The organism is Mucilaginibacter sp. P5_A4 (genome assembly GCF_056400605.1).
In genome coordinates this window covers 115,928-134,875 of the sequence record NZ_JBFUKX010000013.1, presented here as the reverse complement: position 1 = coordinate 134,875, position 18,948 = coordinate 115,928, and the positions used below count along the sequence as shown (strand labels likewise).

Annotated in this window: 25 protein-coding genes; 11 read left to right on the top strand and 14 right to left on the bottom strand. The window is 42.9% G+C overall.

Annotated elements, in window-relative coordinates; all coding sequences use genetic code 11:
* Positions 1-216: 216 nt before the first annotated feature.
* Entirely contained in the window at positions 217-804 is a 588-nt protein-coding gene (locus AC1DQW_RS10700; RefSeq protein ID WP_477454075.1) for an RNA polymerase sigma-70 factor, read from the bottom strand.
* A gap of 245 nt (positions 805-1,049) precedes the next feature.
* On the opposite strand from AC1DQW_RS10700, the gene AC1DQW_RS10695 reads away from it, so the two are divergent.
* From AC1DQW_RS10695 to AC1DQW_RS10650, 10 genes are all read left to right on the top strand, one after another.
* Entirely contained in the window at positions 1,050-1,373 is a 324-nt protein-coding gene (locus AC1DQW_RS10695; protein WP_477409440.1) for an ArsR/SmtB family transcription factor, read from the top strand.
* A gap of 6 nt (positions 1,374-1,379) precedes the next feature.
* On the top strand, positions 1,380-1,847 hold the full coding sequence (locus AC1DQW_RS10690; protein WP_477454074.1) for an SRPBCC family protein: 468 nt from the start codon (positions 1,380-1,382) through the stop codon (positions 1,845-1,847).
* 6 nt (positions 1,848-1,853) lie between these two features.
* Positions 1,854-2,252, top strand: a complete 399-nt coding sequence (locus AC1DQW_RS10685) for a DoxX family protein (protein WP_477454073.1) — start codon at positions 1,854-1,856, stop codon at positions 2,250-2,252.
* A 5-nt stretch (positions 2,253-2,257) separates the two neighbouring features.
* Positions 2,258-2,815 carry a DUF4256 domain-containing protein gene (locus AC1DQW_RS10680; RefSeq protein ID WP_477454072.1) on the top strand — a complete coding sequence of 186 codons (558 nt, stop codon included), beginning with the start codon at positions 2,258-2,260 and terminating at the stop codon, positions 2,813-2,815.
* Positions 2,816-2,846: 31 nt separating this feature from the next.
* Positions 2,847-3,425 (top strand): YdeI/OmpD-associated family protein, encoded by a 579-nt coding sequence (locus AC1DQW_RS10675; protein ID WP_477454071.1) that lies wholly within the window; start codon positions 2,847-2,849, stop codon positions 3,423-3,425.
* Positions 3,426-3,524: 99 nt separating this feature from the next.
* Entirely contained in the window at positions 3,525-3,944 is a 420-nt protein-coding gene (locus AC1DQW_RS10670; RefSeq protein ID WP_477454070.1) for a DUF1801 domain-containing protein, read from the top strand.
* A 137-nt stretch (positions 3,945-4,081) separates the two neighbouring features.
* On the top strand, positions 4,082-4,663 hold the full coding sequence (locus AC1DQW_RS10665) for a Crp/Fnr family transcriptional regulator (RefSeq protein ID WP_477454069.1): 582 nt from the start codon (positions 4,082-4,084) through the stop codon (positions 4,661-4,663).
* A 119-nt stretch (positions 4,664-4,782) separates the two neighbouring features.
* The gene (locus tag AC1DQW_RS10660) at positions 4,783-5,658 is read left to right on the top strand and encodes an NmrA/HSCARG family protein (RefSeq protein WP_477454068.1); all 876 of its coding nucleotides are present in this window, start codon (positions 4,783-4,785) and stop codon (positions 5,656-5,658) included.
* Positions 5,659-5,662: 4 nt separating this feature from the next.
* A complete protein-coding gene (locus tag AC1DQW_RS10655) occupies positions 5,663-6,529 on the top strand; it encodes a pirin family protein (RefSeq protein WP_477454067.1) in 867 nt (288 codons plus the stop codon).
* 12 nt (positions 6,530-6,541) lie between these two features.
* Positions 6,542-6,700: a hypothetical protein gene (locus AC1DQW_RS10650; protein WP_477454066.1), complete on the top strand. Its 159-nt coding sequence runs from the start codon at positions 6,542-6,544 to the stop codon at positions 6,698-6,700.
* Here AC1DQW_RS10650 and AC1DQW_RS10645 read toward each other — a convergent pair.
* From AC1DQW_RS10645 to AC1DQW_RS10605, 9 genes are all read right to left on the bottom strand, one after another.
* A complete protein-coding gene (locus tag AC1DQW_RS10645) occupies positions 6,697-8,196 on the bottom strand; it encodes an FAD-dependent monooxygenase (protein ID WP_477454065.1) in 1,500 nt (499 codons plus the stop codon). The genes AC1DQW_RS10650 and AC1DQW_RS10645 overlap by 4 nt on opposite strands.
* Positions 8,197-8,247: 51 nt before the next feature.
* A complete protein-coding gene (locus AC1DQW_RS10640; protein ID WP_477454064.1) occupies positions 8,248-8,859 on the bottom strand; it encodes a TetR/AcrR family transcriptional regulator in 612 nt (203 codons plus the stop codon).
* 39 nt (positions 8,860-8,898) lie between these two features.
* Positions 8,899-9,348 (bottom strand): SRPBCC family protein, encoded by a 450-nt coding sequence (locus AC1DQW_RS10635; RefSeq protein WP_477454063.1) that lies wholly within the window; start codon positions 9,346-9,348, stop codon positions 8,899-8,901.
* Positions 9,349-10,290: 942 nt separating this feature from the next.
* Positions 10,291-11,838: a Fic family protein gene (locus AC1DQW_RS10630; protein ID WP_477454062.1), complete on the bottom strand. Its 1,548-nt coding sequence runs from the start codon at positions 11,836-11,838 to the stop codon at positions 10,291-10,293.
* Positions 11,839-11,967: 129 nt separating this feature from the next.
* The gene (locus AC1DQW_RS10625; protein WP_477454061.1) at positions 11,968-12,951 is read right to left on the bottom strand and encodes a DUF5712 family protein; all 984 of its coding nucleotides are present in this window, start codon (positions 12,949-12,951) and stop codon (positions 11,968-11,970) included.
* Between the two features lie 43 nt (positions 12,952-12,994).
* Positions 12,995-13,546 carry a BfmA/BtgA family mobilization protein gene (locus AC1DQW_RS10620; protein WP_477454060.1) on the bottom strand — a complete coding sequence of 184 codons (552 nt, stop codon included), beginning with the start codon at positions 13,544-13,546 and terminating at the stop codon, positions 12,995-12,997.
* A gap of 51 nt (positions 13,547-13,597) precedes the next feature.
* On the bottom strand, positions 13,598-13,972 hold the full coding sequence (locus AC1DQW_RS10615; RefSeq protein ID WP_477454059.1) for a hypothetical protein: 375 nt from the start codon (positions 13,970-13,972) through the stop codon (positions 13,598-13,600).
* 154 nt (positions 13,973-14,126) lie between these two features.
* A complete protein-coding gene (locus AC1DQW_RS10610) occupies positions 14,127-14,438 on the bottom strand; it encodes a hypothetical protein (protein ID WP_477454058.1) in 312 nt (103 codons plus the stop codon).
* A complete protein-coding gene (locus AC1DQW_RS10605; RefSeq protein WP_477454057.1) occupies positions 14,435-14,707 on the bottom strand; it encodes a helix-turn-helix domain-containing protein in 273 nt (90 codons plus the stop codon). The genes AC1DQW_RS10610 and AC1DQW_RS10605 overlap by 4 nt, the downstream gene beginning before the upstream one ends.
* A gap of 322 nt (positions 14,708-15,029) precedes the next feature.
* Between AC1DQW_RS10605 and AC1DQW_RS10600 the strand changes: the two genes are divergently transcribed.
* Positions 15,030-15,731 (top strand): hypothetical protein, encoded by a 702-nt coding sequence (locus AC1DQW_RS10600; RefSeq protein ID WP_477454056.1) that lies wholly within the window; start codon positions 15,030-15,032, stop codon positions 15,729-15,731.
* A gap of 111 nt (positions 15,732-15,842) precedes the next feature.
* On the opposite strand, the gene AC1DQW_RS10595 is transcribed toward AC1DQW_RS10600, so the two are convergent.
* From AC1DQW_RS10595 to AC1DQW_RS10580, 4 genes are all read right to left on the bottom strand, one after another.
* Positions 15,843-16,079: an alpha/beta fold hydrolase gene (locus AC1DQW_RS10595; protein WP_477454055.1), complete on the bottom strand. Its 237-nt coding sequence runs from the start codon at positions 16,077-16,079 to the stop codon at positions 15,843-15,845.
* A 31-nt stretch (positions 16,080-16,110) separates the two neighbouring features.
* Positions 16,111-16,965, bottom strand: a complete 855-nt coding sequence (locus AC1DQW_RS10590; RefSeq protein ID WP_477454054.1) for a hypothetical protein — start codon at positions 16,963-16,965, stop codon at positions 16,111-16,113.
* A gap of 5 nt (positions 16,966-16,970) precedes the next feature.
* Positions 16,971-17,453: a YybH family protein gene (locus tag AC1DQW_RS10585; protein ID WP_477454053.1), complete on the bottom strand. Its 483-nt coding sequence runs from the start codon at positions 17,451-17,453 to the stop codon at positions 16,971-16,973.
* Positions 17,454-17,548: 95 nt separating this feature from the next.
* Positions 17,549-18,829: a serine hydrolase domain-containing protein gene (locus AC1DQW_RS10580; protein WP_477454052.1), complete on the bottom strand. Its 1,281-nt coding sequence runs from the start codon at positions 18,827-18,829 to the stop codon at positions 17,549-17,551.
* Between the last annotated feature and the right edge of the window lie 119 nt (positions 18,830-18,948).

Here is an 18,948-nt window from a genome sequence, read left to right as displayed (position 1 = left end):
GATTGGGATTTTGCCGCCACATAGCCTCCAATATCTGAATGGAATAAACATCAGCCCAGGGCTGTTTTAGCAACTGATGTAGCTGACGAAGCTCTTCGGGGGTAGCCTCATTATTAAGTTTTTTTCCAACAAGTGTCCAAATAGTGTCCTGATCCATTTTTTTGCTTCAGTAACAAGGACAGGAGAAAATGAAAACACCCCAGTGAAAAAATGAAATTAATTTGAGGACGCTTTTTTTATTGTTCTTTTATGGTGATCTGGTGAGGCAGAAATTGCAGCGGCTATTCTTTTCAGGGCGTTATTCATATGATATTCAACGGTTTTAACAGAGATATTTAATATCTCGGCCACCTTCCGGTATTTGAGACTATCCTCTTTAACAAGTTTAAATACTATTTTGCATTCATCAGGTAACCGTTGTATGGTGTAATTAATAATTTTTGCAAGTTCATCGGTAATTAACACATCCTCAACAGAACCGCTCATATCCTTAAGCTCAAAACTAACAGATTCGATATCAACGCAGGTTATGCGATTCGTTAAATTATAATTGATAGCCCTGTTTTTAACGGCTACATATAAATAAACCGTTAAATTATCCACCCCAGTTAATCTGGCCCGGTTTGACCATATTTTCACAAATACGTCATCCACAATCTCCTCTCCCACTTCTGTTAATTTCACAAAGGAGCAGGCTAATTTTAACAGTCTTTCGTAATATAAAAAATATATCTTTTTAAAGGATGCCAGATCATTATCATGCGCAACTTTTAATAACAGATCTTTAATGTCAATATTTAACATCTTTCATTAGGTTTTGATATGCGCATTTGCGGTTGAGAAATGCTTATAATTAGTTACGCTAAATTTAGTGGAGAAAAACAAAGCAGAAGTAAACTATAATGTCTTATTACTAACCTGTTTTTACAATTTGCGCTATTGTGCAAAGCCTCAGGGTAACACCACGCAAAATAATCCCTTAAAAAAATCATGAAAAAAATTGTGTAGTTAAATAACTACATTTATATTTGTAGTCAAATAGCTACACGATGAACTTAAGACGAGACGTATTTCAAGCCATAGCCGACCCGACAAGGAGGGCCATACTGCTGTTGGTAGCCTCGCAATCCATGACAGCAGGTGCAATAGCCTCGAATTTTAACACAGCAAGACCAACAGTTTCAAAACACCTGCAAATACTAACCGAGTGCGAATTGCTTAAACAAGAGCAAAACGGCAGGGAGATTTACTATCATAGTAACGCAAAAAAAATGAAAGAAATAGCAGACTTTATTGAACCATTCCGTAATATGTGGGATGACAGGTTTAATAAATTGGAAACCATAATGAAAAACTACCAATCAAAAAAATAGCGTAATATGGAACGAAAAACAAAGATCGATGCTGAAGATGGCAAACAGGAATTAGTAATAACCAGGGAATTTGATTTGCCATTGGAATTACTATTTAAAGCTTATGCAGAGCCCGAAATTGTTGAGCAATGGATGGGGACGAAAGTGCTGAAACTCGAAAATAAAAAGCACGGCGGCTGGCAATTTGAAACAACAGATGCTCAGGGAAACGTGGTATTCCGGGCCAATGGAGTAATCCATGAGTTTGTTCCCGACCAGAAAATCACACGGACATTTGAAATGGAGAACACAACTTTTCCCATTCAGCTTGAGTTCCTGGAATTTGAACACCTCACTCATGATACAAGCAAACTCAATATACATATAGTATATAAATCAGTTGCACACAGGGACCGGATGCTGCAACTACCCTTTGCCCAGGGTATGAATATGGCACATAACCGATTACAAAACATAGTAAGCAAATTAAAATAACACCTTATGACAAAGCGAAACAAAATTATCTATTGGGTTTCTACCATCTGGCTTGCATTAGGAATGCTATCAACCGGAGCAGTACAGTTATTCAAAGCGAAAGCAGGATCTGGAGGAGTAGACAGTATAACGCATTTGGGTTATCCTATCTATTTTTTAACAATATTAGGCGTTTGGAAAGTTTTGGGGGTTGTAATAGTGCTTATTCCTAAATTTACTTTACTAAAGGAATGGGCTTATGCAGGTTTTTTCTTTGCCATGTCGGGAGCGATATTTTCACACATGGCATCTGGAAATCCCGTTAATGAAATATTTCCTTCGTTGTTATTGCTGATCCTTGCTATGGTATCGTGGTATTTCAGGCCCGGTGAAAGAAAAATTATTTCAGTTAACTTTAATAAATAAATAACATGAATCCTAAATTATCAGCAGAACAACGTGAAGAACTACTCAAAGTATTGAAAGCTCGTTTTGAGAAAAATATGAGTCGCCACGAGGGTCTTGAATGGGCTAATGTACAAGCAAAGCTTGAAACTAATAGCGAAAAATTGTGGTCGCTAAATGAAATGGAAAGAACCGGCGGCGAACCGGATATTGTTGGTTATGATAAAAAGACGGGCGAATACATTTTTTTTGATTGTTCAGCCGAAAGTCCTAAAGGCCGCAGAAGTCTTTGCTATGACCGCGAAGCGCATGAGGCAAGGAAAGAATTTAAACCAGAAAATAACGCTATTGATATGGCGGCTGCCATAAATATTGAGCTTTTATCGGAAGAGCAATACCGGGAGTTGCAGAAACTTGGAAAATTTGATTTAAAAACATCCAGCTGGATAAAAACCCCGGCCGATATCAGGAAACTTGGCGGGGCTATTTTTTGCGATCGTCGGTACGACACTGTTTTTGTTTATCATAACGGAGCAGAATCCTATTACGCCGCCAGGGGTTTCCGCGGCTCGTTAAAGGTTTAATTTTTGCAGACAGTTACTAACGAAGAGTGTCATGAATCCTAAGGTTGATTTTTATTTTAACGAAGCCAAAACGTGGCATGAAGAAATTGAGCAATTGAGAATGATCGTTCTTGACTGTGGGCTAACAGAAGAATTGAAGTGGGGTGTTCCTTGTTACACGTTTCAGACAAGTAACATAGTTTTAATTCATGTGTTTAAAGAATACTGTGCGCTTTTGTTTTTCAAAGGCGCCTTGTTAAATGATGCCAATGGTATCCTGATCCAACAAACGGAGAATGTGCAGGCGGCGCGCCAGATCAGGTTCACCAATGTTGGGGAAATAGTTGAGATGAAACCGATCCTGAAAGCCTATATTTTTGAAGCCATTGAAGTAGAAAAAGCCGGGTTAAAAGTGGATTTAAAAAAGACTGCAGAATTCGCAATTTCCGAAGAGTTTCAAAATAAATTAGAAGAGATGCCTGCCCTAAAAGCCGCTTTTAATGCATTAACACCGGGACGGCAAAGAGCATACATGCTGCATTTTTCGGCACCCAAACAATCCAAAACCCGGGAGGCCAGAGTTGAAAAACATATTCCGCAAATTCTCAATGGAAAGGGGTTAAATGATTAGTAAATTCGATGAGAAAATAAATCCGGCACAACTTCAGTTTTTTTTAAGCGATTCCCCTCATTGTGCACTGAAAATGCGAAACCAGTAATAATAATTAAAATGGCCGAAATAAAAACAAAACCAACTTCCGCAAGTGTTGAGGAATTTATCAATGGCATTGAGGGTGAACAAAAACGAAAAGACAGTTTTGTGATTTTGGAAATGATGAAAAAAGCAATTGGGGAAGAGCCAACAATGTGGGGCAGTTCGCTCGTCGGTTTTGGTAATGTAAGAATAAAAAGTGCTGCCACCGGTAGAGAAGTGGATTGGATCCGGATAGGTTTCGCCCCCCGTAAAGCGAATCTGTCGTTATACATCAGCGGCAATATTAACCAACAATATGCCGCTGCGCTTAAAAAGCTGGGGAAGCATAAAACTGGGGTTGGTTGCCTCTACATAAATAAGTTGGAGGATATCGATATGAAAGTTCTGGAGGAAATTATAGATGCTTCATTAAAACGAGGATACTTTGATAAATGAGATAGCTCCTCCTTTGTCTTTTATTGGTATTTCTAATCCCGATTCCGGTATCCTAACATTTCAGACCCGCCGTGCGAACCAACAATACGCAACATTATTTATAACTTTGCATTGGTTTAATTTAACCATCAAGATCAATGCATGATAACCTTTTAGCATATATCAACCAACGCGCTACATTGCCACTTACAAGTGATGAAGAAGCGTTAATTGTGGCGACTTTTAAACCCAAAAAACTCCGAAAAAAGCAATACTTTTTGGAAGAAGGCAATGTGTGTAAATACGTTGGTTTTATTGTAAAAGGTGCTATGCGACAATACAGCGTAGATGACAAAGGTGTGGAGCATATTGTACAATTATACATTGAAAATTATTGGGCAAGCGACCGTGAAAGTGCTGTTATGCTTACTCCATCTAAATATTATATTGATGCCTGGGAAGATACCGAACTACTCATTGCTACCGTAGCAGACATGCTGGATCTGATAGAAAAAGTACCTTCATTTGGACAAATGACAAGATTAATGGACCAAAGAAGTTTCATCGTTTCTCAACGACGACTGAATTCTGCCATTAGTAATTCGGCAGAAAAACGCTATGAAGAATTTGCCGATAACCACCCTCAATTTATTCAACGATTTCCCCAACATCTCATTGCTTCTTTTTTGGGTATAACTAAAGAAACTTTAAGCAGAATCAGAAAACAAGCAATTAAATAACATTCCGGTTTAAATTTTGGTTTTACAAAAGCGTTGATATTTATCAACGCTTTTTTTTATCATATATCATCGTTCTAAGGCCTGCTATTGCTGCAATTTTACATTATAAAACGAAGCAAATGAAAAAGACAATAGTAGTAGTTGGAGCAACAGGCTCACAAGGTAAGGGTATTGTAAATGCCCTTGTAAATGAAGCCTCTTTTAATGTAATAGCAATAACCCGTAATCCGGAAAAATACACAGGCAAGGCAAATGAGGCAGTTTATGCAGATTTACAAGATCTGCAATCATTAAAAGATGCTTTTACAAATGCTTATGGTGTATTTGTAGTAACCAACTTTTGGGAAGGTGCAGACGAAATTACCCAGGGTAAAAATGCCATTGAAGCGGCAAAAGCAACGGGAGTGCAACATTTTATTTGGTCAACACTTCCGGATGTGGAGATTATTAGTGAAGCCGCATTTGAAGTTCCCCATTTTACCGGCAAAGCAAAGGTAGATGAGCTGGTGAAAAGTGCAGGGTTTAAATATTCAACATTTGTTCAGCCACCATTCTATTATCAAAATCTTGTTGGAATGCTGGGGCCACAGCCAAAACAAGATGGCACAACTGGTTGGACATTACCGATTGATCCAACAAAAAAAGCGATTCACATGTCGGATATTAATGATCTGGGAAAAGTAGTTGCCGGTGCATTTTTGCAGCCTGAAAAAGTTGGAAATGGCAGCTACCTTTCAATTGCCACAGAGTTGAATAGTTTCGATGATATTATTAAGGCATATAAAGCCAATGGCAAAGAGTACAGTTTTTCACAGGTGCCGGATGAATTGTTTTCAACTTTTTTTGAAGGAGCAAAGGAACTCGCTGAAATGTTTGGGTATTTTGAAAAACATACTTACATGGGACCAGATGCAGCCTTACGGATTGAATTAGCCAAAGACATTGCCACCGGCGAATTTGTGTCTCTACAGGAATGGCTGAGTAAAAACAGTTAAGAAAATGAAAAAGGAAACCAGTTTTTCAACAAAAGGCAGTGGTGCTGCAGTGGGGTCTTTATCCATCCAACGAATGTTACCTAACCGGTACGCTAACAAAGTTGGTCCGTTTGTATTTTTGGATTACGTTGCCCCGGTTATTAAAGATACCCGAACGCATAACGGTATGGGAGCTCATCCGCACCGGGGTATTGCAACGTTAACTTATATTCTTCAAGGCGAAGTAGAGCATTTTGACAGTGCCGGCAATGAGGCAATAATTCATTCAGGAGGTGCACAGTGGATGAAAGCAGGCAATGGAATAATCCACGATGAAAATTTAAATTATGACTCGCAAACAGAGAGCAAATTTATTCAGGGTTTTCAGTTTTGGATAAATTTACCTGCAAAAAACAAAGCCGAAAAGCCTGCTCATATCGCTATACAAGCCAACGAGATCCCCAAAAAAGGATTGCCAAATGAAAGTGGCTGGTTAAAAGTTATTGTGGGTAACTATGAAGAATTGAGTTCGAAGATCCCGAATTATACTAAGCAATTTTTGTATCATATTCAATTGGAAGCAGGCGGAAACCTTTCGATAGAAATCGAAAACGCAATAGAAGTTGCAGCTTTTCTGCCCACGCAAAATGCGATGCTAAACGACACCGAATTTCAAAAAGGAGAGTTTGTAGAATTTGATAGAAGAGCAGGAGAAATCGAAATAAAAAACACTTCTTTAACAACAATTGATATCCTGTTATTTGGTGGTGAAGAATATAAAGAACCTGTGGTAGCCGAAGGTCCTTTTGTGATGAACTCACAAGCCGAAATAGCAAACGCCTATCGTGATTTTTATGCAGGAAATTATGGAGAAATAACATCAACAACTTAAGGTAAGTTGTTGGTGCTGGGCGGCGAGCACCTGGGAGATCGGCACATCTGGTATAACTTTGTATCCAGCCGTAAAGAACGGATTGACCAAAAAAGGTGGTTTTTATTAAAGGGTAACCACGATGTGCAGTACCTGCATTCCTGCGCTATGCAGGCCGACCTGCCCCGCTAAAGGCGTTTAAAGCTTGTTTTAGCTGCCAGATAAGCGTGTAGGTCGTTGGTATTCGCCCTTGTCTGCACTAAGCCAACATAGCCGTCTGGCCGCACGACGTAAACTACGTTCTTTTTAAACCCGGCTTTCTCCATAGCTTTGCGCCAGTCAAATTCCAGTAAATAAATTCCCTGCGCCTCACACCATCGTCGGAGTGAAGGAGCAGCTTCGCCATAACAATGAATTTGCCAGTCGAGTGTGCGCAAACTTTCAAAATTTTCGCCGGTCCAGGGCAGGCGGTCGCCGCCTTTGATCTTGCCCGCCTTTCCTGAACTTAACGGGCTCTGCGGGTATTTGATATTGATCTGCGACATCGTTTTGAACATCCAGCGCCGCATCCAGGCAAAACGAAATACGATAGGCAATACACGCGGTACGATAGCCAAACGCACAAAATTAGCGAGCCAACTTTGCTTGGTTACGAGTGTAAAGGCGCGGTCCGTGCTGCTGACCAGTTGGCGGGCGAAAGCGATACGTTCCACTTCATACGTATCCAACAAGCTTTTAGCCGCGCGTCCCTTGATGACGTCGCGCAGCTTCCAGGCCAGGTTCACCGCGTCGCCGATCCCGGTATTCATGCCCTGCCCGCCGACCGGGCTATGGATATGACCCGCGTCCCCCAGTAAAAACGTATTTCCCAAGCGGAACGATGCCGCCACCCGGTGGTGCACGCGATAAGTCGAGAACCAATTGATCTTTTTTACCTCGACCTTCATCCGCGATAAAATATCCTGGCTGACATCTCCCCATTCCAATGGTTTCCCGGCATCCTGATCGGGCACCGTACCGATCAGCCGGACATTACCCTTGCCCTTCATCGGGAAGACGATAAAGAAATCCGCCTCATCCAGTGCGCCGTGCATCTGTTCGTCAGCGACCGGGCCTGCCACCTGGGCGTCGGCCACATAAAAGGTACGCGCATAATCGCCGCCCGGAAAATCAATGCCTAAGCCTTGCCGTACGGCAGAATGCGCACCATCACAACCCGCAATATACAACGCTTCGCACGTTTCCGTCTGACCACCCCGCCTAATTACCGCGGTCACTTTATCCGTCTGCTCGAAGGAGACTAATTCGGTTTCGCGTTCTACGTTAATACCCAATGTCGCCAATTCGGCAATTAATAAAGCCTCCTGCTTATCCTGCGGAAAGATCAACGCATACGGATAGGGACTGATTGCCGCGGCCGTGCCGAATTCCACATGCGCTACTTTTTTCCCTTTAGCCCAGAGATTGATATCATTAAAAAAGATACCTTCCGCTATGGCTTTCTGATCGATACCCAACTGGTGATAAAATTCCAGGTTACGTGCATGAAAAACCGTTGCACGCGAGGTCGTGCCCGGCCCGGCTGTTTTATCAATGATCCTGACTTTAATATCCATACGGCTCAGCCATAAAGCCAGCGCAAGCCCGGTCGGCCCGGCGCCTATGATCAATACTTCTGTTTTTTTCATTTCCCTCCATTTAAAGATTTATCCAAATGGGTAAATCGAGTACAAAAAAATTTAAGGTCGTAGCGCCGCTTGGATAAATTCTTTAATATGGGCTTTACGAGCCTCCATCAAGGCTTTATATTCCTGGTTGTCTACGGCAAACAAGGTTTGCAACATGGGTCGTCCCACAAAAGGAAAAACCAATAGAGACATCAAATTGGTAAATAACTGCCGGGCATCTACCGGACGGATCAGTCTTTTGGATGCTTCCGCGTCCACACTGGCCTGGAATTTCCCAAAAGCGGTTTTTACCTGATCGTCCAGGTGCCGGGCAATAAAACGGTCCGGTTTTTTATTCAATTCATTCAGCACGAAGCGCGGCAGGTTTGGGTTGAGCATCAGCATGGTGATATAGTGGTCCACCATCCGGCTGATCTTTTCCTCCAGCGGGAGTTCCTGCTCCAGGATCTGCAGGACACGCGAAATGACCTGGTTCAGCGCCACGCCAAAGATGGCTTCGAACAAGGCATCTTTCGTTTTAAAATAATAATGCAGCAGGCCTTTGTTAATACCGGCCTGCCCGGCGATCTCCTGCATCCGCGCGCCGTCAAAGCCTTTCGTATGAAAAACGTCGCCAGCAGCGTCCAGTATCTTTTGTTCGGTATTTTTGTCTTTGGCGGTCATTAGGCCGCAAAGTAATAATAATTTACCCAAATGGGTAAATTAGACATCCTGTATTTCCGGTTCGACCAATTGGATCAGTTTATCCAGCGAGTCCTGCCAGCCCAAATAACACATTTCCGCCGGTATCGCTACCGGGATATCTTCCTGCAAGATACGGAGGTCGGTACCAACCGATGTTTTTTTGATATCGATCGTATTGGTCATGGTACCCGGCAGGTTGGGATCATCAAACTGATCTTGATATTTCAAAAACTCGTTGGGTTTAATTTCCAGGTATTCCCCGCCAAAGGACTGTTTACTTTCCGTAGTGAAATTATGAAAGGTCATTCTGTATTTCCCGCCTACCCGTACATCCATTTCGTGTACCTCGCAAACGAAACCCCAGGGCGGCAACCAGGAAGCCATAGCCACCGCATCGGTAAAAGCCCGGTATACTTTTTCGGGTGATGCCTTGATCACCCGATGCAAAGAAACTTTATTGTCTGACATAACTTAGCATTTTGCGTTAGCGGTCACAATAGTTATGCCAAGCGGTTATGGTGATAAGTAGGAATACCGAGTATTTCAAATTGACTGACGGCAAGATCACCGAAAATGACAGCTATTTCGGGCCGGGCGTAAAATTTTCAAATAGCTTTAACATTTTTTACCAAATCGGGAAGCGGAATTTACGTCGCAAACATGATAACATCCTGCCTGACCGGAAGCAGAACTTAACCTCTCAATACGCGTGATATGACAATATTTGTATTTTTTTAATAAGAAAATCGGTTTTTTTCCGATTATCTTATTAATTTTTTACATTTGTTTATGGATATTAATCAAACCATAGCCAATAACGCGAAGCAACCTATTACGCATCAGTTGTTGAAGTCCTGGCTGAAAGCATATAAGCGACCCAATGATAAGATCAACTCGTTTACTTGAATAATTTGGGTTGAAATAAAAAGAAATACCCCTTAAATCATACGATTTAAGGGGTATTCGATTCGATTGGTATCGCTTTTGTCGGGATGGCAGGACGCATCCACTATTCTCTATATTGTTGATTTTCAACACATTGATAACTTAAAAAATCATCAGGGTGAAGATTAGGGCATTTTTCAATTCATATCAAAACGAGCTATTTCACATGGTTTGACCGCTTTTTTTACGTATCGCTGCCGATGCTGAACAAATATAGCGATTAAATAACAAGTATTTTAGTAGGAAAGATAGCGTCGGAAGTGAACGCAGTAATGGGGGCGTTTGCATATCCCACAAGTCATTTACGCCTATTTGTTGCGAAAAAGAAAAACAGCCGTTTTCTGGTTGGATGCAAGCCGGGGCGGCGGGCTGACTGTGCGGACTTGCATCTAACCAGAAAATGCTCCAAAGGGGTTTGGGGGCTTGGAAGATGCCCCCCAATGTGCGCTATCCAGATTTGATGCATTAACGTCCACGTCTTGGTCTGCGCTCTTCATCGGGAGCTTCCCGTTCCCAAGGCCGAATAGCAGGTGGTATAAGATTTATTTTTAATTTGCCTTGTTCAGGTTCCAGAAAAGCACCTGCTTGTTCAAGTTGGTACTGCATCTCGTCGATATTTACACCGGTAATGGTGGCGCTGAATTGCTGGGCGCGCGATAGCATTCGGATATACGCAGACGGCGTTTGCTGCCTGGTCAATTGCCTTAATGCCCCCATGTAGTCCTCCCTGAATACCGTAGGAATAATAATTCTGGTTTGGCCCGCTTTGACAAGTTCCGCATTCATCATCACCCGTGCCAGCCTACCGTTCCCATCCAAAAAGGGATGCACTTCGCTGATCAGGAACATCATGTATGCTGCTTTGGCAAACGGATCGCTTAAATTACGATAAAAGTCAAATCCTTTGGCCAGCGTACCTTTAACCAGGGTCTGATCTACAAAATGCGTTTCCCCGGCACGATTATTTTTGTCCTTGAACTGCCCCGGCTTTTTGGATATCCGGGCGCTCAATAAGACCTCGTGGCGATATCGGAGAATGTGCAGCAGTTCCTCCGGGCTGGCCGGTGTTACACGCATTTCTGTGGTGTTGCTTAATAGCTTATAGGTGCCAAGGATGTCATGAGAATCTTCGTCCCTGGATGGCATGGGCGTATCTGTCTGAATGATCTTTTTTGCCTCGCTGATCTCAAATTCGGTCCCCTCGATATAGTTTGAAAAATAAGCTTCAAAGAAAGCAAAATTACGAAAGGTAAATTCGCTAAGATTTTGTTCAGGCAGATGGCTAAACTCCTGCTGTTGCAATTCGACAAAGAGTTTTTCAAACAGAGATAGCCTCACGGGATCATAGGGCTGGCCAAATGTCCGGGCAATGGCCAGCGGTGATGATAAGATTTTAGAGGGACCTGTTGCCAGTATGGCGCTGACCAGCTTGTTCATCCGGGTAAATTCCTTTTCCATATGCAGAATGCCAGCAATCACCCTGGCTTTATCCCTGATCTCATTTAATCCCGCTTCCCCTTTAATCCTAACAGTCTGCTCTAAGCGGCCTTCCAGTTCAGCAATAGTTAATGTTTTTGATTCCGGCCCCGGTTTCCGCGATTCCTGGAAATTTTCTAATAGCGCCCTTGCCTGCTGCGAAACGTATAAACCGTTGGTCAGGGGATTATCACCATCGATGGCTGTCCGTCCCTCCATCAGGTTTATTGTTACACCCGGAAATTTGATTTTCTTTTTATAGAGATAGGTTAAAAACACGTCACCTGTCGCTGTTGGTTTAAATTCTAAGGCGGAACGGTGGCTCAGCAGGCTTCCCGGATATAAATGTCCGATAATTGTAAATAGGTTTCTTTTGATCAGTGTTTCCGGCTTTTCCCCTAAATTAGGCGTATAAACGCGGGGTATTAGCTTTTTAAGCTTGCCTTGTCTTACTAACCCGGATATTTGTCTGCTGACATTGGGGGCGCTTGTCGAAAAAATGACTTCCTGCAAATGCAGGGGCAAATTCGTTTCCATATCTTTTTTGTTAATGGTTCGCAACAAAAATTTTATCCTAATATCGTGTAAAATCCACATTTATACAAAAATTTTCCCCTAAATGTGGTTTTTGTACAAAAATTTTATCCTAACGAAGTAATTAGCTATTTACCGCGTATTTGTCTTTGCTTTCGCTTTACGATGCCTTTTCCTGCCGTGTATGGCCTCGTCATCCACATCGTCTTTAATGTTGATGTTAATGGGGCCGATAAATCTGTCATACCATTGGCTGGTAGCTGTGGGTTGTTGAATACCCGGTGCCAATTCCATATCCAGCTGATCTTCAGAAATGTCTGCTCCCTCGTCTACTTCACACTCTTCATTTCTGCCGCTGCCAGGACTAAGCCAGGATGCTGCCAATTCCAAAGTGCTCATCTGCACTCGGTCTGCCAGTTTGCCGTTCTTCTGTGCATTGGCATAGGCCACCGTTTCTTTTAGCTGCCTGTCAAATTCAAACAGGTTGTCAAAGAGGCTTTCCCCGCTTTGTTTAAATGCTACCCGGTCAAACTGGCCCATCTTTTTGGAATGCTCCACATTTTTTCCCTTTGAGGTGTTCTGCGGACTGAGCTTGACCGTATTGGAGGCATCTTTCCTGCTGACAATGACCTGCGCATGCATCTGTTCACCCTCTTTGCAGTCGCCCCGTTTTTTGATACCCTGTTTGACCTCGGGGTCGTTATGGGTATAATAGCGGTAGTTTTCCAGTTTGGCAAACCATAACAGGTCTTCGTGGCTGTCAATGCCATCCCGCTTAAAGTTTTGGGCATAAACATCCATCACCCTGACCGCAAATCCTTTCAACTGGTCTTTGACACCGTCCTCGCCGTATTGTTCCTTTAAAAAGGCGATCTCCTTTTGACTCGGGCTGATATTGAGCAAAAAGAATTTGGCATCGTCCTTACCCAGCTTGGCGATATTGCTGTCGATCTTCCGCATAACCTCGTAAGGCTCGATCCTGATCTGCTGGCCGTTAAACCAGTATTCGGGTTTCTCTTTGTTTTCAAGCCGGTTCTCTTTTTCAAGATAATGTACCAGCTTGCCGCTGCTCCCTTTGCTGGCTGCTTCTTTACTGTCGGTAATATTGATAAACATAAACCCCCTACCCCCCTAAAGGAGGAATTAAATTATTAAACCATTATAGCAACCTGACCTGTTCTTTGGTGATGGCAATTAATTCTTCTTTTTCCATGCCGGGTGTCATCAGGCCAAAAGCATCCCTTGACTTGATATAACCATCCAGAATAAAAAGAAACTGTTCTTTCAGAGTTTCCTTACTTTTCATAACCTTCAAGATCGCATCCATTACGCGGGCTACTTCCCCGAACGCTTTAGCGTGGCTTTGCAGGTTATTTAACACATCTACATTATGCTGCAGCACTTCGGAATTAAAACGATCGATGATCTTTCGCTGTGATTCGGAAACCCTATCCATCCCTGTTTTGATGGGGATGAGCAGCATATTTTCTTGTGTCCTGATAAAACCAATATACTGCTGATGGTTCTTCATCAGCGTACTTTTTAACAGCTCATCATTCAGGTCTAAAGGATCTTTCTTGCTTTTATAAAAATAGTCTACCATCTGAATAAAGACCTGGCGCTTTGTGCGCCCTAGTTTAAGTGCGATCTTTTCAAACTTCTGGTCAACCACAACAGGGTATCTTACTGATCTTACATTAATATCTTCCATCAATCATTTCATTTGTTGGCCTAAGGCTGTATAGTATAAACCTATATGCCTTTATATATAAATACAGGATACCGCCAAGTATCCCGTTTTCTTTTCTTTTGCCGGTAAAAACGCGGTAAAGTATCCCCGGAGGATACGCAAAACCCCATTTGCAGCGCAAATGGCAAGCAAAGTAGGGCTCTGCCCAACTTCCGCTTGCTCCGAACGCTTTCGTGTTTGGACAAGCGCTGTTTGTAAAAACTGCGTTTTTACCTGTATTAAGGCCGACACCGCAGGTATCGATCTGGTTTTTGGGTTACAAAAACTGCGATTGCTTATCATTTGGATAAGCAGCCGCGTTACACGAGCCGTCTTTGCGGCGGGATAACGGTTACCGGTTACATTGTAACCGGTTTTCAAATCGCCGTTCAAATTGTAAAGCTTCATTAGGATTACGATATTGTCATGTCAAGACTTGTTAGAAAAATATTGTTAAATCGCTGGTTACTAAATCTCCTGGCACAATGTACCGGGAGATTTTATATCTTTATAACTGTATATCGAGATATAGGGTTATACAGATATTTTATATCTCTATAACTCAACCTGACCATTGCGGCCAGTAAACCAAACTGCCTTTGGTTGGATGAAAAGACGGTTCGTAGTGGATATAACCAAACTCATCCAATTCCCGGATGAACTTGTGATAAGTGGCTATCGATGCGATCTTACTGTACGCCATCAGCGTTTTCCGGTTAACGGAAAACGGGTTTTCAAACCCGCCCCGCCCATAGCAAGCAAACAATCCTGTGAACAGGCTGACATGAGTGGGCAGCAACCTGCTGTCCACTGCCATGCACCTGATCCATTTGCCGTACTCCATGGTTTTACAATGACTTGCTGCCGGTATCATTGCTGACCTCCCTCTAATAATTTGTTTATATCCTCCAATTTGTAATAAAGGATACCGCCGATCTTGGTATAATTGAGCGTGCCATTGATTCGAAGGTTTTGCAGGGTACCCGGTGAAATGTTCAATAGTTTCCGCACCTCCTGGCTTTTCAGCCATTTCTTGCTTTGGTTTGCCCCGCCCTCGGGGTGCACGAGCGCACTGATCGCGCTTAACAGTCTACTTTCTAACTGTTTTAGATCTTCTTTGGTAATTAATTCGATTGCCGTCATAAATAGTGTGCTTAATCATTAAAAAATATTCTTTAGCCGCCTTTGCCTTCTGCTGGCTGCTCGGATATTTCAGGAGGTCAGTGAATTTTGCAGGCGTATCTGCTTATCGAATATACGAATATAAAATAATGTTATGACGACTTAAAATATATCATAACTTATGATTAGCTTTGCATTTAAATGGCAATGCAGCGTTTTCGCTTACTTTGACAGGGTTTGTTGCTGATCTTCTATTATTGGGGATTGCTCATGTGTCAAACCGTACCAAAACCAGTCAAAAAATATTTTCAAATATTTTTTATTTTTTCTAAATTCTTTTCAAATGAACAAGATCAGTTATAAAACCTATTTCAATGACCGCCTGAAACAGGTGAATTTTCATGGGGTGGCTACCCATCCCCTATATATTATGGTGACCTATGAACGGCAAACCATCTACTTTAAAAGCTATTATTTCGACCTGTTCTCCAAGCCCCGTTTCTTCCTCGATGTGCCTGGCGTTGGTGCTAAAGGGCCAGATCTGGAACTGGCTGTCAAAAAAGAAAATGAAGTGATCAGTTTTATCATTGAAAAACACCGGGACGATTTCTCACTGGAAACCTTTAAGGCCGCTTATGCCTATTACAGTGTTGACCTGTGCGACCTCTCCGAAAAGGGGTTTCGGGATTACCTATTTACTTTCTTTTGGGATGATGGCTCACCGTTGCTGGGAAATCTGGTGAAGTATGGGGGGCAACATATCGTCGCTTATAACCTGGTGCGGGATTTTAAACGGAACTTTGAAAAAGCGCGGTATGATAAGCTGGTTAAGAACGCCTTTGATTTCGCACCGCCCTACCTGCCTTTATATGGTTTTATGTCGGAAAGGAAACGCTGGCCGGAGCTTTGCCTGACGATGATGGAATGGCAGAGCATTGAAGTTACACTCGCATTTAAAACCTACATCGAACGATTTTACCCGGATGTAAATGGCTTGGAATTAGTTAAAGAGGTAAATACCTTGCCATACTCGAAATGGGCATGATCTGTAAATGTACCTACCGGTATTCATAAACACTTCTCAGCAACAGTCGCGATGTCCCAATAGTAAAACTATTTTGTATGCAAAAACACGTCGTGCTCATTTGAGCGCCAGTTATTCAATCCCTTTAAGCAAATGCATTACAGCCTCGTGAAAATGGACAGGATCTTGTATCGGGCCACCGTGACTTACATTTGGCAACATGACCAGCCGGGCATTCGGAATTAGTTTGGCCATCTCCTCGAAATGTTCCCGTTTTATGAATTGTTCATACTCACCAAAGGCGATCACGGTAAGAGCATTGATTTTCTGAAGATCGACAACTGTTAATATGAACCATGCACTTTTCATGTTACGATGGGTTTTACTTTCTTCTAATCTACTAATTTCCCAGTGGATCATTTTTCCTGAGCAAATTGATGCCAATCAGATAAGGCATAATAAATGGAATTGCCGGGATAGCCACAAGGTAGCCTCCTGTACCAAAAGGTTCCGGCCAGTACGGAGGCATTAGTTCCAACAAAATAGCAATTAAACTGCAGCCCATATACCAACGGAATGCAGGTTTGCTGAGTGCGCTCGTTATTTTGAGCGCCACCGCAAAAAAGAGTGTGCCCAGGTAAATTAATACAACTTCGGCCACACTGATCACATAAAATAAACTCTTTACGGCAACGTACAAATCCGGGCGTTTCGCAGTCGGGTTTGCAGCAAACAGCCGGAAAGCATCGGTAAGGTAATAACCCCAGAATGCCATATTGATAATAAACAGGGGCATTGCTATGCTCAGCGCTGCAAATGCTAATACCGAATACAGGTTTTCGCCTGCTTCCTGTAACCGCGTTTTCAGCAGGGCGGCACCCAACAAAAGTAAAATGCCGCCTGCTATAAGGATGGTGTAGCGTGTTTGCTGTTCGGCAGCGGAGTTAACCCAGCCCTGCAATGACGAGGGCGGCGGCCCCATGCCCGCAAAGATGGAAAACAACAACCATGGTATAAATAGTAACAGCGCGGTAATAACCTGTTGCCTGCCTGTTCCATTTTGTTTCCAAAGCCGGTGTGCACCAAGGTTATATGCGGAGAAGATTATCAAACAGGCATTTAAGCCCCAAACGGGTAAATAAAATTTATAACTTACCGAACCTATGCCAAAAGCAATAGCCATGGTTACCGGTGGAACAAGCCATAGGTATGCCCGGCTCAGTTTTTGTTTAAATGAAGTAGAATCGTTATACATCTCAATTATTTTATTCCTTTTTCCAGTTTGGCATTTTGCCCGGCAAGTATCTTCCAAGCGCCATCGCGTTTTACCAGTACTATCATTCTCCGGAACTCAAACGTTTGGCCAGGAAACCGTTCATCGCCATCTAAGCCTGTACGCACATGTGATATAGCCAGGTTAGGATATGGGTAGGTGATATCTTCAACTGCACGTGTATAGTAATGCGTGGATTTAAAGTACGTGGTATGTACTTGCTGATAGTGAAATTGAATATCGTCCCGCCCTTTATAATAAGCACCAAACCAGTTTACCCAGGTGGCATCAACGGTATAATTATCGGCAAGGCCTTTTGCATCGTGGCGGTTCCAGGCGTCTTTGTAATTTTTAATAAGTTGCTTTATCTGCGTGTTTTCCTGGGCAGTGTCTGTTTGCTGGCTGTAGGCTTTAAAACCGTACAACCAGCACAAACAAACTACTATTAACTTAAAACTACTAACTTTCATAACCTGTTAATTTAAACTTAAAATGCATTTAGTATATCAATTGGCGGCCCAACGCGTTCAAGGCCGTGTTGTTTCCTGAACTGGTGCCTCGTAGCTTATTTAGTAAACAAATCGTCGGTAGCCCAGGTTGGATTTTTAGCATAAGCCTTCCAGAATATCTGGTCTAAGTCATAGTCGAAATTAGTTTTCCAACTGCGGGTGTTGGTTAAAATCACAAAGTTAAACCCGTTATCCAGCCGGGCCTGTTCTGTGGCTGTACCGGGCAGACTTCCCGTATGAACATAGTTATTGCCTGTTATGCCCCAACCACATCCATAACCTGCATAGGCTGTTGAGCCGGTATACATGATGTTTAAGGTAGCCGGTGTAAGGATATCCTTACGTACCGGAAATTTATCAACATAAACCAGGAACCTGGCCAGGTCGGCAGCTGTAGCAATCCATCCGCCGTGCGAGTCCATCCGGCTTACATTCATTGCATAAGGATCTTCGCCATACTGGCCGTAATAAGTAACTTCTTTTGGTAGTTTTTGTGCAAGTGTGTTACCGCCAATGGTCATATCAGTTATGCCTATAGGTGTCAACACCAATGCTTTCACTGCTTCTTCATAGGTTTGCCCGGTAATTTTTTCTATCACCCGCCCTAATATACAGTAACCAAAATTCGAGTAGGCATAGCTGGCGCCCGGCACATGGTCAAGCGGGCGGTTATCTAAAGTCCAAGTGATGAGTTGCGCGGCTGTCATTGCGGGGTTGGAGAACATCGGGTCTTTGTCGTCATTAGTCCAACCTCCGGATGTATGATGCAACAGTTCATCAACGGTAATATCGGTTATATGCGGGCCGTAGGCTTTAGTACCGTAGGTTTTGCCCAAAATAGCACCATCGCCAAATACTTTGTCATTCAGCTTTATCTTACCCTGATCAAGCAGCCGCATGATGGCTACGGAGGTGAACTGTTTTGAAAGACTGGCCAAACGGTACCTATCGCTGATCAAAGCTTTGGTACCCTTTGATTTATCGCTTGTGCCGTAAGCTTTCAAATAAACCAGCTTTTCTCCTTTGGTAATGGCTACAGATACTGCCGGCACGCTATAAGTGGTCATGAAAGTATTTATTTCATCATCTAAAGCAGTTACAGCAACTTTGCTGGCAGCAAGGGTGTCAACAACGGTGCCTGTACCAGTTCCGGTGCCTGTACCGGTTCCTGTGCCAGTGCCGGTTCCCGTACCCGTACCGGTGTCCGTTTTAGTTGCAGGAGGCGAGTCTTTACCGCAGCCGGCAAAAAGCAGCAAGCCGGCAACCACAATTAATTTGGTAAATTTTAACGCATTCACCGCAAAGCAGCAAATCCTGGATTTATAATTTTTTTTCATAGGTAGTAGGTATTTGTTGTTTAATTATTAATCGAACCCGGTTAACCGTGAGGAAGCTTGGCCGGGAACCCAAAGAGACATAAATAGGCCGAAAAATACTTTCGCGTTTGTTGCAAATT